The organism is Pseudomonas sp. M2 (assembly GCF_015751845.1).
Lineage (GTDB): Bacteria > Pseudomonadota > Gammaproteobacteria > Pseudomonadales > Pseudomonadaceae > Aquipseudomonas > Aquipseudomonas putida_E.
The window spans coordinates 4,105,486-4,120,047 of sequence record NZ_JADOUD010000001.1 but is presented as its reverse complement, the minus strand read 5'-3'; the positions used below and the strand labels follow the sequence as shown (position 1 = coordinate 4,120,047).

Sequence of the window (14,562 nt, the reverse complement as noted above, 5' to 3'; positions counted from 1 at the left end):
CCCCAAGATCTGTGCAGCAATGGAGATTCTTGGGGCCGCTGCGCGACCCTTTCGCGACACAAGGCCGCTCCTACCACAGGACCGAGTCGCCCATAGAGGATTTTGAATCATGCACCAATGGATCAACGCCCTCGCCGACCACCAGGCCCGCGGCGAACCCTGCGTACTGGTGACCATCATCGAGGAGCGCGGCTCGACCCCGCGCAATGCCGGCTCGAAAATGGTCGTCAGTGCCACAGCCCTGTATGACACCATCGGCGGCGGCCACCTGGAATTCAAGGCGCTGCACATTGCCCGGGCAATGCTCGAAGAACACCGCACCACGCCGCACCTGGAGCGCTTCAGCCTCGGCGCCAGCCTCGGACAGTGCTGTGGCGGCGTCACCGTGCTGCTGTTCGAGCCCATGACCGCTGTGCAGGCGCAAATCGCCGTGTTCGGCGCGGGCCATGTCGGCCGGGCTCTGGTACCCTTGCTCGCCGCCCTGCCCTGCCGGGTGCGCTGGATCGATTCGCGTGAACAGGAATTCCCCGAGCTCATCCCCAACGGGGTGACCAAGGTGGTCAGCGAAGAGCCGGTCGACGAAGTGGCCGAGCTGCCAGCCGGTTGCTACTGCATCGTCATGACCCACAACCACCAGCTCGACCTGGAGCTGACCGCCGCCATTCTCAAGCGCAACGATTTCACCTGGTTCGGCCTGATCGGCTCGAAGACCAAACGGGTCAAGTTCGAACACCGCCTGCGCGAGCGCGGCTTTGACGAGGCCGTGATGGCGCGCATGCGTTGCCCGATGGGCATCGCCGAGGTCAAGGGCAAGCTGCCGATCGAGATCGCCGTGTCCATCGCCGGCGAAATCATTGCCACCTACAACGCCTGCTTTGGCCAGCATGACGCTGGCGTCAATGCGGGCCCCATCGCCCAGTTGCTGCCGCCCTCCCGGCGCAGCCAAGCCAATTGACGAGTGAGTTATGACCGTTACCCGCAAAGCCTACCGTGCCGCCATCCTGCACAGCATCGCCGACCCGGCCGAGGTGGGCCTGGACGCCTCCCATGAGTACTACGAGGACGGCCTGCTGGTGATCGACGAGGGTCGCATCAGTGCATTGGGTCATGCCAGCGAACTGCTGCCGACGCTGGATGCCGACATCGAAGTGGTGCATTACCAGGACGCCCTGATCACCCCGGGCTTCATCGACACCCACATTCACTTCCCGCAGACCGGCATGATCGGTTCCTACGGCGAGCAACTGCTGGACTGGCTCAACACCTATACCTTCCCCTGTGAAAAGCAGTTCGCCGACAAGGATCACGCCGACAAAGTGGCGAAGATCTTCCTCAAGGAACTGCTGCGCAACGGCACCACCACTGCGCTGGTGTTCGGCAGTGTGCACCCGCAGTCGGTCAATGCACTGTTCGAGGAGGCCGAGCGCCTGGACCTGCGCATGATCGCCGGCAAGGTGATGATGGACCGCAACGCCCCCGACTACCTGACCGATACCGCCGAAACCAGCTACACCGACAGCAAGGCGCTGATCGAGCGCTGGCACGGCAAGGGCCGCCTGCACTACGCGGTAACCCCGCGCTTCGCGCCCACCAGCACCGCGCAGCAATTGAAGCTTGCCGGGCAGTTGCTCAAGGAGCACCCGGGCGTCTACATGCACACCCACCTGTCCGAGAACCTCAAGGAAATCGACTGGGTCAAGGAACTGTTCCCTGAGCAGAAAGGTTACCTGGACGTCTACGACCACTTCGAACTGCTCGGCGAGCGCTCCGTTTTCGCCCACGGCGTGCACCTGTGCGACGACGAATGCCAGCGCCTGTCCGAGACCGGCTCGGCGATCGCCTTCTGCCCGACCTCGAACCTGTTCCTGGGCAGCGGCCTGTTCAACCTGCCCCAGGCCGAACGCTTCAAGGTAAACGTAGGCTTGGGTACCGACGTCGGCGCCGGCACCAGCTTCTCGCTGCTCAATACCCTGAACGAGGCGTACAAGGTCATGCAGCTGCAAGGCGCGCGCCTGCACCCCTACAAGTCGCTGTACCTGGCCACCCTGGGCGGTGCCCGTGCGCTGCGCCTGGATGACCGGATCGGCAGCCTGCGCCCCGGCAACGATGCCGACTTCGTGGTGCTCGACTACAAGGCCACGCCGCTGCTTGACTACCGTATCCAGCAGTCAGGCAGCATCGAAGAGACCCTGTTCGTGCTCACCACCCTGGGCGATGATCGCACCGTGCGCGAAACCTACGCCGCCGGGCGCTGCGTGCACCAGCGCTAAGGCGCTTTCGCCAGGCCCCGGTAAAGTGCACCGCCGATCGCTGCCCCGATCAGCGGCGCCAGCCAGAACAGCCACAGCTGCTGCAAGGCCCAGCCACCGACGAACAGCGCCGGCCCCGTGCTGCGCGCGGGGTTGACCGAGGTATTGGTCACAGGGATCGAGATCAGGTGGATCAGGGTCAGGGCCAGGCCGATGGCGATAGGTGCAAAACCCGCCGGGGCCCGAGCGTCGGTTGCGCCCATGATCACCACCAGGAACATCGCCGTCATCACCACTTCACTGACAAAACCTGCGCCCAACGAGTAACCGCCTGGCGAGTGGTCGGCATAGCCGTTGGACGCCAGGCCCGCCGACAGCTCGAAGCCGGCCTTGCCACTGGCGATGAAGTAGATCACCGCTGCCGCGCAGATCGCACCGATCACCTGAGCGATGACGTAAGGCAGCAACTCTTTGGCCGGAAAACGCCCGCCCACTACCAACCCGAAGGAAACGGCAGGGTTCAGATGACAACCGGAGATGTGGCCAATGGCGAATGCCATCGTCAGCACGGTAAGACCGAAAGCGAAGGCGACACCGAGAACGCCGATGCCGAGGGGAGAGCTGGCTGCGATTACCGCACTGCCGCAGCCGCCGAGGACCAACCAGAAGGTGCCGATCAGCTCGGCTCCCATGCGCACACCCAAAGACGTCGACATGAACCTTTCCTCATGTAGTTGAACGCAGGAGACTGCGCAAGCCCAACTACTTGATGAAGGTTTGCTCACAAGAATCTAGCAGACGTTTGGTTTATGGCCACTCATTCAGCCAGGCAAACGATCAACCCTTGAGCGAAACCTTGGGTTTTTTCAGCAGATGCGAAAACACCGCATGCAGATCGTCCGAGGCACTCTCCTCGTCCAGGTTGAGCTTGCTGTCGATATGGTCCATGTGATGCATCATCAGGCTGACCGCCTGCTCGGCATCACGCGCCTCGATGGCATCGATCAGTTGCATGTGCTCGTCGTAAGAGCAGTGCGAGCGGTTGCCGCTTTCGTACTGGGCAATGATCAGCGACGTCTGCGACACCAGGCTGCGCTGGAAGCTGACCAGCGGGGCATTGCCGGCCGCCTCGGCCAGCTTCAGGTGAAACTCGCCGGACAAACGGATGCCGGCACCACGGTCGCCCCGCGAGAAGCTGTCACGCTCTTCACGCACCATGTGCCGCAGTTCGTTGAGCTGCTCGAGGGTGGCGTGCTGTACGGCCAGTTCGGTGATGGCGCGTTCGACCATGCGCCGGGAGAAGAACACCTGGCGCGCCTCTTCGACCGTCGGGCTGGCCACCACGGCACCGCGGTTGGGCCGCAGCAGCACAACGCTTTCGTGGGCCAGGCGCGACAAGGCACGACGGATGATGGTACGGCTGACGCCGAATATCTCGCCCAGCGCTTCCTCGCTCAACTTGGTGCCCGGTGCGAGTCGCTGCTCGAGGATCGCCTCGAAGATATGCGCATAGACGATATCGTCCTGGGTACCGCTGCGGCCAGCCTTGCCGGTACGTGCAGGTTTCTTCAGAGGTTGCAGCTGTTCGTTCATGGGCTCTCGAGGCACGAAGGAAAGTATGGCGGCATTGTACACAGGCTGAGCCGTTTCTGCAGGTGGGCTTTTAGCTATATAGCCGATGCGCGGCATATTGTGCGCACAAAAGATAAAACATTATTTGCTTTCTTTGTACACAAAAGCATAATCCATCGAGCAACTTCTTGACCCGTAAGTCAACAAAGCGGCGTCAGACGTCTGCCATCCCTCGCGGAGCCACCAAGTGCATTGCGCAGGTCACTGGCTCCAAGAACAACAAGAAAGACTTGAGGAGTACCGCTGTGGAAAGCCGCAAATCCGACGCACCTACGCTGGATCTCGCTCCGCCGCTCGAAACGAGCTGGCTGGAGCGGATTTTCAAACTCAAGCAACACGGCAGTACCGTCAAAACCGAAATGATCGCCGGGGTGACCACCTTCATCACCATGGCGTACATCATCTTCGTCAACCCCAACATCATGGCTGACGCCGGCATCGATCACGGCGCAGCATTCGTCGCCACCTGCATTGCCGCAGCACTGGGCTGCCTGCTGATGGGCCTGTACGCCAACTGGCCGGTGGGCCTGGCGCCGGGCATGGGCCTCAACGCGTTTTTCACCTACACCGTGGTCGGGACCATGGGCTACAACTGGGAGACAGCGCTGGGCGCGGTATTCGTATCCGGTGTGCTGTTCATGTTTCTGACCCTGTCCAAGGTCCGCGAGTGGCTGCTCAACAGCATCCCGGTAAGCCTGCGACATGCCATGGGGGCCGGCGTCGGATTGTTTCTCGGGCTGATCGGCCTCAAGACCGCAGGCATCATCGTCGACAGCCCGGCCACGCTGATCAAGCTGGGCTCCATGCATGAACCAGGCCCGCTGCTGGCGGCCCTGTGCTTCCTGTCGATTGCCATCCTCAGCTACAAACGCGTGTTCGGCGCCATCCTGATCAGCATCATCGGCGTCACGCTGGCAGGCTGGGGCCTGGGCCTGGTGAAATTTGGCGGCGTGATGTCGATGCCTCCGAGCCTGGCCCCCACCTGGATGGCCATGGACGTGGCCGGCGTGTTCAACGTGAGCATGATCAGCGTGGTGCTGGCGTTCCTCTTCGTGCACATGTTCGACACCGCCGGCACCTTGATGGGCGTCGCCCAGCGGGCCAACCTGGTGGCACCGGACGGCCGCATCGAAGGCCTGTCGAAGGCATTGAAGGCGGACAGCGCATCCAGCGTGTTCGGTGCCGTGGTCGGGGTGCCGCCGGTAACCAGCTATGTAGAAAGTGCCGCGGGTGTTGCCGCAGGTGGCCGCACTGGCCTGACCGCGGTGGTGGTTGGCCTGCTGTTCGTGGCGGCGATGTTCTTTGCACCGCTGGCCGGGATGATTCCAGCCTACGCGACTGCAGGTGCACTGATTTACGTGGCCATGCTGATGATGGGCAGCATGGCGCACATCCATTGGGATGAAGCCACCGACAGCATCCCGGCGATCGTCACGGTGATCATGATGCCGCTGACCTTCTCGGTGGCAGACGGTATTGCCATGGGCTTCATCACCTATGTGGCGCTGAAGGCCGGTACCGGCAGGTACAAAGAGATTTCGGCCAGCCTGTGGGTGCTGTGCGCGATCTTCATTGCCAAGTTCGTGTTCCTCTGAGCTGACAATTGCACCAGAACAGGGCGCTTCGGCGCCCTTTTTGTGCTGTTAGCACCGCCCTCATCGCCGGCAAGCCGGCTTCTACTGGAGTGGCGTCAGCTTTAGAAGTTGAATAGGTCAGTGCCCGGGAGAGTGGCGAAATCGCTTGGATGCCATTCGATAAGGCCGGCGCCGTACCTTTTGTGGGAGCCTGCTTGCCGGCGATGAAGCCAGTGGAGAGAACACAAAACAGCAGACGAAAAAAAGCCCGCCAGTGTGAGAGCGGGCCAAGGACCTACGAAGATTCTTCTAGCGACCAACTAGCTCCCGCGATAGGTCGAATAGCTATACGGCGAGATCAGCAGCGGCACATGGTAGTGCTCCTGCTTCTCGTCGATGCCAAAGCGCAGCACAACAACATCCAGAAACGCCGGCTCCGGCAGTTGTACGCCGCGAGCACGGTAGTAGGCGCCAGCACTGAACTGCAGCTGGTAAACGCCAGTACGGTAATCGTCACCCTGCAACAGCGGCGCATCGACGCGGCCATCGCTGTTGGTCAGGGCAGTGTTCACCAGCTCAAGCTGCTGGCCTTCGACACGGTACAGCTCGACCTTGATCGCGCTGCCCGGGCAGCCGTGAGCTGCATCCAGTACGTGTGTAGTCAAACGTCCCATTGCTTGTCGCCTCTTGTTCAATCTGTGGGCAAAAAATACACAGCCATTCGCACGGCAAGGAACCTGCGATGGGCGGGAATGCCGTTATTAAGACATTTCGTCGGCAGATTGTACACAATTTTTTGAGCCCTTCCGTCGAGGCCCGCTCGAACGGGTCAATAGTCGCAAATACAGGCGCTGTGCCGACGCCAATCTCATTAACTGACCAATCAGGCAGGTTTCTTGCAACAGATTCTCAGGCGACAAAAGGGAAGAAATGCGGAAAAACAGGCTTACAAATGATTTCAGAAGTTGTATACAATCAGCCCATCCGGTGGTGCGACATCCCGACGCGGCCCGCCCACCCCCCGCACTAACGCACAAGAAGGAAGACTGCAGTGAGCGCTGACTATCCTCGCGACCTGATCGGTTACGGCAACAACCCACCTCACCCGCAATGGCCGGGCAATGCCCGCATCGCGCTGTCTTTCGTCCTGAATTACGAAGAAGGTGGCGAGCGCAACATCCTGCACGGCGACAAAGAATCCGAAGCCTTCCTGTCCGAGATGGTCGCTGCCCAGCCGTTGCAGGGCCAGCGCAACATGAGCATGGAGTCGCTGTACGAATATGGCAGCCGGGCCGGCGTATGGCGCCTGCTCAAGCTGTTCAAGGACAGCGGCGTGCCGCTGACCGTGTTCGCCGTGGCCATGGCTGCCCAGCGCCATCCGGACGTGATCCGCGCCATGGTCGAAGCCGGCCACGAGATCTGCAGCCACGGCTACCGCTGGATCGACTACCAGAACATGGATGAGGCCCAGGAGCGCGAGCACATGCTCGAGGCCATCCGCATCCTCACCGAACTGACCGGCGAACGCCCGGTAGGCTGGTACACCGGCCGCACCGGCCCCAATACCCGCCGCCTGGTCATGGAGGAAGGTGGCTTCCTCTACGACAGCGATACCTACGATGACGACCTGCCCTACTGGGAACCGAACAACCCGACCGGCAAGCCGCACCTGGTGATCCCCTACACCTTGGACACCAATGACATGCGCTTCACCCAGGTACAGGGCTTCAACTGCGGCGAGCAGTTCTTCCAGTACCTCAAGGACGCCTTCGATGTGCTGTACGCCGAAGGTGCCGAAGCGCCGAAGATGCTTTCCATCGGCCTGCACTGCCGGTTGGTCGGCCGCCCGGCGCGCCTGGCCGCGCTCAAGCGTTTCGTCGACTACGCCAAGAGCCATGACCAGGTCTGGTTCGCCCGTCGCGCGGACATCGCCCGCCACTGGCACGCCACCCACCCGTACAAGAAAGAGAACGCCTGATGACCGCCTTCAAGACCCTCAAGCCATCGACCTTGGACCGTGACACCTTCGTCAAGGTCTTCGCCGACATCTACGAGCATTCGCCATGGGTCGCCGAAAAAGCCTACGACCTGGGCCAGCTGGACGAGTTGAACGAGATCGAAGCGCTGCACCAGCGCATGAGCGACATCCTGCTCAGTGCCAACCACGCCGACCAGTTGGCGCTGATCAACGCTCACCCGGACCTGGCCGGTAAAGCCGCCATCCAGGGCGAGCTGACCGAATCGAGCACTAACGAACAGGCCGGCGCCGGTATCCACCAGTGCACCGCCGAAGAGTTCGCCCGGTTCACCGAACTGAACGATGCCTACAAGGCCAAGTTCCAGTTCCCGTTCATCATGGCAGTCAAGGGCAGCAACCGGCACCAGATCCTCGCCGCTTTCGAAAAGCGCATCCACAACGACACCGATGCCGAATTCAAGGAAGCCCTGGCGCAGATCAACCTGATCGCCCTGTTCCGTCTGCTGCAGCTGTAACCGGCGCGGCAACGTTAGAGCCTTATCCAGAACAACGAACATAGAAGAGATAACCGCATGCGCACCCTGATGATCGAGCCCCTGACCAAAGAAGCCTTCGCCCCCTTCGGTGACGTGATCGAAACCGATGGCAGTGACCACTTCATGATCAACAACGGCTCGACCATGCGCTTCCACAAGCTCGCCACGGTCGAGACCGCCGAGCCTGAAGACAAAGCGATCATCAGCATCTTCCGCGCCGACGCGCTGGACATGCCGCTGACCGTGCGCATGCTGGAACGCCATCCGCTGGGCAGCCAGGCTTTCATCCCGCTGCTCGGCAACCCCTTTCTGATCGTGGTCGCGCCCGTTGGCGATGCACCTGTATCAGGCTTGGTCCGTGCCTTCCGCAGTAATGGCAGGCAGGGCGTCAATTACCATCGCGGCGTTTGGCACCACCCGGTGCTTACGATCGAAAAGCGGGATGATTTCCTGGTGGTTGATCGCAGTGGTTCCGGCAACAACTGCGATGAGCATTACTTCACCGAGGAACAGATGCTGATCCTCAATCCCCACCAATAAGAAAAGGTCGATCATCGTTCGGTGATCGGCAGAGGTACATACTGTGGAAGCACACCTTCACGAATGGCTGAACCTGAGCATTCGCTGGGTTCACATGATCACCGGCGTGGCCTGGATCGGTGCATCGTTCTACTTCGTCTGGCTGGAAAACAACCTGAACCGGAGCAATCCGCGTGACGGGCTGTCGGGTGACCTTTGGGCCATCCACGGCGGTGGTATCTACCACCTTGAGAAGTACAAGCTGGCGCCGCCGAAAATGCCCGAGAACCTGCACTGGTTCAAATGGGAAGCCTACTTCACCTGGATGTCCGGTATCGCCCTGCTGTGCGTGGTGTTCTACTGGAACCCGACCCTGTACCTGCTGGCCCCTGGCAGCACCCTGAGCGGTGCCGAGGGCGTGGCCATCGGTATCGGTTCGCTGGTGGCCGGCTGGTTCATCTACGACCTGCTCTGCGATTCGCCACTGGGCAAACGCCCGGCACTGCTTGGCGCCGTGCTGTTCGTACTGATCATCGCCGCCTGCTGGGGCTTCAGCCTGGTGTTCAGCGGCCGTGGCGCGTACCTGCACACTGGCGCGATCATCGGCACCATCATGGTCGGTAACGTGTTCCGCATCATCATGCCGGCCCAGCGCCAGCTGGTGGCAGCGATCGAGAACAACACCACCCCCGACCCGCGCCTGCCGGCCAAAGGCCTGCTGCGTTCGCGTCACAACAACTACTTCACCTTGCCGGTGCTGTTCATCATGATCAGCAACCACTTCCCGAGCACCTACGGTAGCCAGTACAACTGGCTGATCCTGGCCGGCATTGCCGTAGCCGCGGTACTGATCCGCCACTACTTCAACACCCGCCACGACAGCAGCAAGTACGCCTGGACCCTGCCGGCCGGTGCCCTGGCGATGATCTGCCTGGCTTACGTCACCGGCCCGAAACCGATGGCTGTTGCCCCTGAGCAGGCCGCAGCGAAGGTCGAGTACCAGCCACTGCCAGCGACGGCAGTAGGTGGCAAGACCGCTGCCGAACAGCGCGCCGAGGACGCTGCCAAGGCGGCCCAAGCGCCTGCCGCACCGGCTCAAGCCCCAGCCCAGGCGACTGCGCAGGCCGGTGGCGGCGCCTTCGACAAGATCCACACCGTCATCCAGGAACGCTGCACAGTGTGCCACTCGTCGAAACCGACCAGCCCGCTGTTCAGCACCGCCCCTGGCGGCGTGGTGTTCGACACCCCGCAGCAGATCCAGGCCCAGGCCGCGCGCATTCAGGCGCAAGCGGTCGCCAGCCAGATCATGCCGCTGGGCAACATCACCCAGATGACCGTCGAGGAGCGCAAGCTCGTCGGTGACTGGATCGCCAAAGGTGCCCAGGTCAACTGATCGAAGCCGCACGCTTCAAGCTTCAAGCTGTAAGTCCCAAGTAACAAGCAAGCATCGAGCGTCAGGCTCCAACGCGGATCACCAAGCTTCTTCCTGAAGCTTGCCGCTTGGAGCTTGCCGCTTGGATCCGAGAATAAAAACAAAACTCGAGGTGCTGCATGTCCGAGTCACGCAAGGCGTACATTCCTGTGGCGCCACCGCGCGAACCTCTGCCCCTGTTCCAACTGATCCTGGTCGGCCTGCAACACGTTCTGCTGATGTACGGAGGCGCGATTGCCGTGCCTTTGATCATCGGCCAGGCAGCCGGATTGTCCCGTGAAGAAGTCGCTTTCCTGATCAACGCCGACCTGCTGGTCGCAGGCGTAGCCACCATCATCCAGTCGTTCGGTATCGGCCCGGTAGGGATCCGCATGCCGGTGATGATGGGCGCCAGTTTCGCTGCCGTCGGCAGCATGGTGGCCATGGCCGGCATGCCTGGCGTAGGCCTGCAGGGGATCTTCGGTGCGACCATCGCCGCCGGGTTCTTCGGCATGCTCATCGCGCCGTTCATGTCCAAGGTCGTACGCTTCTTCCCGCCGCTGGTCACAGGTACCGTGATCACCTCGATCGGCCTCTCGCTGTTCCCGGTCGCAGTCAACTGGGCCGGTGGCGGCCATGAGGCAGAAGCCTTCGGCTCGCCGATCTACCTGATGGTGGCAGGCCTGGTGCTGGCCGTGATCCTGTTGATCAACCGCTTCATGCGTGGCTTCTGGGTCAACGTATCGGTGCTGGTAGGCATGGGCCTGGGTTACATCCTGGCCGGTTCCATCGGCATGGTCGACCTGTCCGGCCTGAGCCAGGCACCGTGGCTGCAAGTGGTGACGCCACTGCACTTCGGCATGCCGACCTTCAGCCTGGCACCGATCCTGTCGATGTGCCTGGTGGTGGTGATCATCTTCGTCGAGTCCACGGGCATGTTCCTCGCCCTGGGCAAGGTGACCGATCGCGAAGTCACCCCAGGGATGCTGCGCCGGGGCCTGCTGTGCGATGCCGGCGCGTCGTTCATCGCCGGGTTCTTCAACACCTTCACCCACTCCTCGTTCGCCCAGAACATCGGCCTGGTGCAGATGACCGGGGTACGCTGCCGCTATGTCACCGTGGTGGCAGGCGCGCTGCTGATCCTGCTCAGCCTGCTGCCCAAGGCGGCTTACCTGATCGCCTCGATTCCGCCTGCAGTGCTGGGTGGTGCGTCCATTGCCATGTTCGGCATGGTCACCGCCACCGGGATCAAGATCCTTCAGGAGGCAGACATCGGCGACCGCCGCAACCAGCTGCTGGTTGCGGTCAGCGTCGGCTTCGGCCTGATCCCGGTGGTCCGCCCGGAGTTCTTCGCACAGATGCCGCAGTGGATGGAACCCATCACCCACAGTGGTATCGCCATGGCCACGGTCAGTGCCTTGGTGCTGAACGTGCTGTTCAACATCCTCGGTGGTGCCGACCGCGCGGCGCACAACGACGCCTGTCACCAGCATTGAGCCAAGCGGGGCGGCGCCGTGCGTCGCCCCTGCTCTTGTCCGTTGTAACTGCCACACCGTCGGCCCGCCGGAATGGGCCGCCCGGGGCGCCTGCGCGCCAAAAAATCCGCCAACAAAAACAATAAGTCCGGGAATCACAACATGAAGCGCATCGCATCAACCCTGTTGCTGGGCAGCAGCCTGCTGGCCACCCTCCCCTCGCATGCAGGCGAATGGCTGCTGTGGCACGGCGAAAGCCTGACCTATCTGTATGGCAAGGACTTCAAGGTCAACCCAGACATTCAGCAGACCATCACGTTCGAGCACGCCAACAAATGGAAGTACGGCGACACCTTCCTGTTCGTCGACAAGATCTTCTACAACGGCAAGCCCGATGCCAGCAAAGGCGTGACCACCTACTACGGTGAGTTCAGCCCGCGACTGTCGTTCGGCAAGATCTTCGACCAGAAGCTCGCCTTCGGCCCGATCAAGGACGTGCTGCTGGCAATGACCTACGAGCGTGGCGAAGGCGACAACGAGGCCTACCTGATCGGCCCCGGTTTCGACCTGAACATTCCCGGCTTCAACTATTTCACCCTCAATTTCTACCTGCGCAACACCGAAGGCGGCCGCCCTGGCGATGACGTCTGGCAGATCACCCCCGGTTGGTCGTACACCATTCCCGTGGGCAGGTCGGACATTCTGATCGACGGCTACATGGACTGGGTGCCCGACAACGACCAGAACAGCCGCGGCACCTATCACGCCAACCTGCACTTCAACCCGCAGGTCAAATACGACCTGGGCAAGGCGCTCAACCTGGGCGCCAAACAGCTGTATGTAGGCTTTGAGTACAGCTACTGGAAGGACAAGTACGGCATCGACAGCCGCGGCAATCTGGAGAGTAACCAGAGTGTCGCCAGCGCCCTGATCAAGGTACATTTCTGAAAACCTGATCAAACGCCCAAGTTTGATACACGCTGCTCCAGGACGGAGCACTTGAGGCCAGGCGCGCAAGCCAGTAATCTGCGCGCCCCCTCGAACAGGGCAGGATGGATCCTGCCCGCGTTTACTGACCGCTCAGTCAATGAATTCGGGCGGTTGGCCAACGCGTTGCCAGCCGGAAATACCCATTTTCAGCCGTTCAGAACGAGTCGAGCAGGAAGGTTGTAGCCAATCTGGGAAGTTGGCGCAGCTCTTGCCAAACAACTGTGGCCAATCGAAAAAAGCTGACTCAAAAGACAAAAAAAGCGCCAATACCGAGCGCTGACAACAGACCAATCAAGGGAGCGACACTCGCAATGCGTACCATCAATAGCCTGATTCTCGCGGGCGGCCTGCTGGCCTGCGGCACCACCTACGCCGATGACCTGCTGCAGTGGCAGAACAACAGCCTGACCTACCTGTGGGGCAAGAACTTCAAGGTCAACCCGGCGATCCAGCAAACCGTCACCTTCGAGCACGCCGATGGCTGGAAGTACGGCGACAACTTCGTCTTCGTCGACAAGATCTTCTACAACGGCAAGAAGGACTCGGGTAACGGCGACAACACCTACTACGGTGAAATCAGCCCGCGCCTGTCGTTCGGCAAGATCTTCGACCAGAAGCTGGCATTCGGCCCGGTCAAGGACGTGCTGCTGGCAATGACCTATGAGTTTGGCGAGGGTGATACCGAGTCCTACCTGATCGGCCCTGGCTTCGACCTGGACATCCCGGGCTTCGACTACTTCCAGCTGAACTTCTACCAGCGCACCACCGACGGCAGCCGGGCCGGTGACAACGTCTGGCAGATCACCCCGGTGTGGTCGTACACCATCCCTGTGGGCTCCTCCGACATCCTCATCGACGGCTTCATGGACTGGGTGGTCGACAACGACGAGAACCGCCGCGGTACCTACCAGGCCAACCTGCACTTCAACCCGCAGGTCAAATATGACCTGGGCAAGGCGTTGCACCTGGGCGAGAAGCAGCTGTATGTGGGCTTTGAGTACGACTACTGGAAGAACAAGTACGGCATCAAGGATTCCGACGGGTTCACCACCGACCAGAACACTGCAAGCTTCCTGGTCAAGGTTCACTTCTGATCCTGGGGGCTGCTGTGCAGCCCCATCGCGACACAAGGCCGATCCTACAATGATCGCCGTAGGAGCGGCCTTGTGTCGCGAAAGGGCCGCAAAGCGGCCCAATTCACCTTCATCAAGCCGGGCGCAGTACCCGCCACAACTTGCCCAATCCGCTGACCACCGCCAACACCACGGCCCCCGCAACAATCCCCACCCCACCATTGAGCAACGCTCCAGTAAGCGCCCCACCCCGCCCTTCACTGAACGCCTCGATGGCATGATGCAGCGGCGCAACACCGTGTACCAGAATCCCGCCACCGACCAGGAACATCGCCGCAGTCCCGATCACCGACAGGCTTTTCATCATGTAGGGCGCCGCCCGCAGAATGCCGTTGCCCACCACCTGGGCCGCTTTCGAGGCTTTCTGAGTCATCCACAAGCCCAGGTCATCGAGCTTGACGATACCGCCCACCAACCCATAGACACCCACGGTCATGACGATCGCAATGCCCGACAGCACGATGATCTGCTGAGTCAGCGGCGCATCGGCCACAGTGCCCAAGGTGATGGCGATGATTTCTGCCGATAGGATGAAGTCGGTGCGCACCGCCCCCTTGATCTTGGTCTTCTCAAAGGCCACCAGGTCGACGTTCGCATCGGCAACGGCTTCGCTGCGCGCACTGTGCTCGGCAGCATCCTCCTCCTTGCTGTGCAAGAACTTGTGCGCCAGCTTTTCGAAGCCTTCGAAACACAGGTACGCACCACCGATCATCAGCAGCGGCGTCACCGCCCATGGGATGAACGCGCTGATCAGCAGCGCCGCCGGCACCAGGATCGCCTTGTTGACGAACGAGCCCTTGGCCACCGCCCACACCACCGGGATCTCGCGCTCGGCGCGCACACCGGTGACCTGCTGGGCGTTGAGTGCCAGGTCGTCGCCCAGCACACCTGCGGTTTTCTTCGCCGCCACCTTGGTCATCAAAGAGACATCGTCGAGTACCGTGGCAATGTCGTCGATCAGTACCAGTAAACTGCTTCCTGCCATGTCTGCCTGTTTCCCGTGAAATGAATGGGCCGGAGTCTAGCCCAAAGTCGCTGCCTTGAGCGCCCCTCGAGCCCGGTGCT

At 61.3% G+C, this 14,562-nt stretch carries 14 protein-coding genes; 10 read left to right on the top strand and 4 right to left on the bottom strand.

Annotated features, from left to right (window positions below; all coding sequences use genetic code 11):
* Positions 1-109: 109 nt before the first annotated feature.
* Both xdhC and guaD read left to right on the top strand, forming a co-directional pair.
* On the top strand, positions 110-955 hold the full coding sequence (xdhC, locus tag IWW33_RS19240) for a xanthine dehydrogenase accessory protein XdhC (protein ID WP_046785306.1): 846 nt from the start codon (positions 110-112) through the stop codon (positions 953-955).
* 10 nt (positions 956-965) lie between these two features.
* On the top strand, positions 966-2,270 hold the full coding sequence (gene guaD, locus IWW33_RS19235; RefSeq protein ID WP_115274211.1) for a guanine deaminase: 1,305 nt from the start codon (positions 966-968) through the stop codon (positions 2,268-2,270).
* Here the strand turns inward: guaD and aqpZ are convergent.
* Together aqpZ and IWW33_RS19225 are read right to left on the bottom strand one after the other, a co-directional pair.
* The gene (aqpZ, locus tag IWW33_RS19230) at positions 2,267-2,965 is read right to left on the bottom strand and encodes an aquaporin Z (RefSeq protein ID WP_046785308.1); all 699 of its coding nucleotides are present in this window, start codon (positions 2,963-2,965) and stop codon (positions 2,267-2,269) included. The two genes, guaD and aqpZ, sit on opposite strands and share 4 nt — an antisense overlap.
* A 121-nt stretch (positions 2,966-3,086) precedes the next feature.
* The gene (locus tag IWW33_RS19225; RefSeq protein WP_046785309.1) at positions 3,087-3,842 is read right to left on the bottom strand and encodes a GntR family transcriptional regulator; all 756 of its coding nucleotides are present in this window, start codon (positions 3,840-3,842) and stop codon (positions 3,087-3,089) included.
* Between the two features lie 314 nt (positions 3,843-4,156).
* On the opposite strand from IWW33_RS19225, the gene IWW33_RS19220 reads away from it, so the two are divergent.
* Entirely contained in the window at positions 4,157-5,476 is a 1,320-nt protein-coding gene (locus IWW33_RS19220) for an NCS2 family permease (RefSeq protein ID WP_223255092.1), read from the top strand.
* 299 nt (positions 5,477-5,775) lie between these two features.
* Here the strand turns inward: IWW33_RS19220 and uraH are convergent, their stop codons facing one another.
* A complete protein-coding gene (gene uraH / locus IWW33_RS19215; protein ID WP_012315443.1) occupies positions 5,776-6,129 on the bottom strand; it encodes a hydroxyisourate hydrolase in 354 nt (117 codons plus the stop codon).
* Between the two features lie 377 nt (positions 6,130-6,506).
* Here uraH and puuE point away from each other — a divergent pair, with 377 nt between their 5' ends.
* The 7 genes from puuE to IWW33_RS19180 all read left to right on the top strand — a co-directional run bounded on the left by puuE (position 6,507) and on the right by IWW33_RS19180 (position 13,458).
* Positions 6,507-7,433, top strand: a complete 927-nt coding sequence (puuE, locus tag IWW33_RS19210) for an allantoinase PuuE (RefSeq protein WP_012315444.1) — start codon at positions 6,507-6,509, stop codon at positions 7,431-7,433.
* On the top strand, positions 7,433-7,948 hold the full coding sequence (uraD, locus tag IWW33_RS19205; RefSeq protein ID WP_012315445.1) for a 2-oxo-4-hydroxy-4-carboxy-5-ureidoimidazoline decarboxylase: 516 nt from the start codon (positions 7,433-7,435) through the stop codon (positions 7,946-7,948). Before puuE ends, uraD begins: the two co-directional genes overlap by 1 nt.
* Before the next feature lie 57 nt (positions 7,949-8,005).
* The gene (locus tag IWW33_RS19200) at positions 8,006-8,509 is read left to right on the top strand and encodes an ureidoglycolate lyase (RefSeq protein WP_012315446.1); all 504 of its coding nucleotides are present in this window, start codon (positions 8,006-8,008) and stop codon (positions 8,507-8,509) included.
* A gap of 43 nt (positions 8,510-8,552) precedes the next feature.
* Positions 8,553-9,881, top strand: a complete 1,329-nt coding sequence (locus IWW33_RS19195; protein ID WP_046785311.1) for a urate hydroxylase PuuD — start codon at positions 8,553-8,555, stop codon at positions 9,879-9,881.
* 158 nt (positions 9,882-10,039) lie between these two features.
* Positions 10,040-11,395: a nucleobase:cation symporter-2 family protein gene (locus IWW33_RS19190; RefSeq protein WP_039601600.1), complete on the top strand. Its 1,356-nt coding sequence runs from the start codon at positions 10,040-10,042 to the stop codon at positions 11,393-11,395.
* 141 nt (positions 11,396-11,536) lie between these two features.
* The gene (locus IWW33_RS19185) at positions 11,537-12,322 is read left to right on the top strand and encodes an outer membrane protein OmpK (RefSeq protein ID WP_012315449.1); all 786 of its coding nucleotides are present in this window, start codon (positions 11,537-11,539) and stop codon (positions 12,320-12,322) included.
* A gap of 353 nt (positions 12,323-12,675) precedes the next feature.
* Positions 12,676-13,458, top strand: a complete 783-nt coding sequence (locus IWW33_RS19180; RefSeq protein WP_039601601.1) for an outer membrane protein OmpK — start codon at positions 12,676-12,678, stop codon at positions 13,456-13,458.
* 112 nt (positions 13,459-13,570) lie between these two features.
* On the opposite strand, the gene IWW33_RS19175 is transcribed toward IWW33_RS19180, so the two are convergent.
* On the bottom strand, positions 13,571-14,482 hold the full coding sequence (locus IWW33_RS19175; RefSeq protein WP_119687522.1) for a DUF808 domain-containing protein: 912 nt from the start codon (positions 14,480-14,482) through the stop codon (positions 13,571-13,573).
* Positions 14,483-14,562 lie beyond the last annotated feature (80 nt).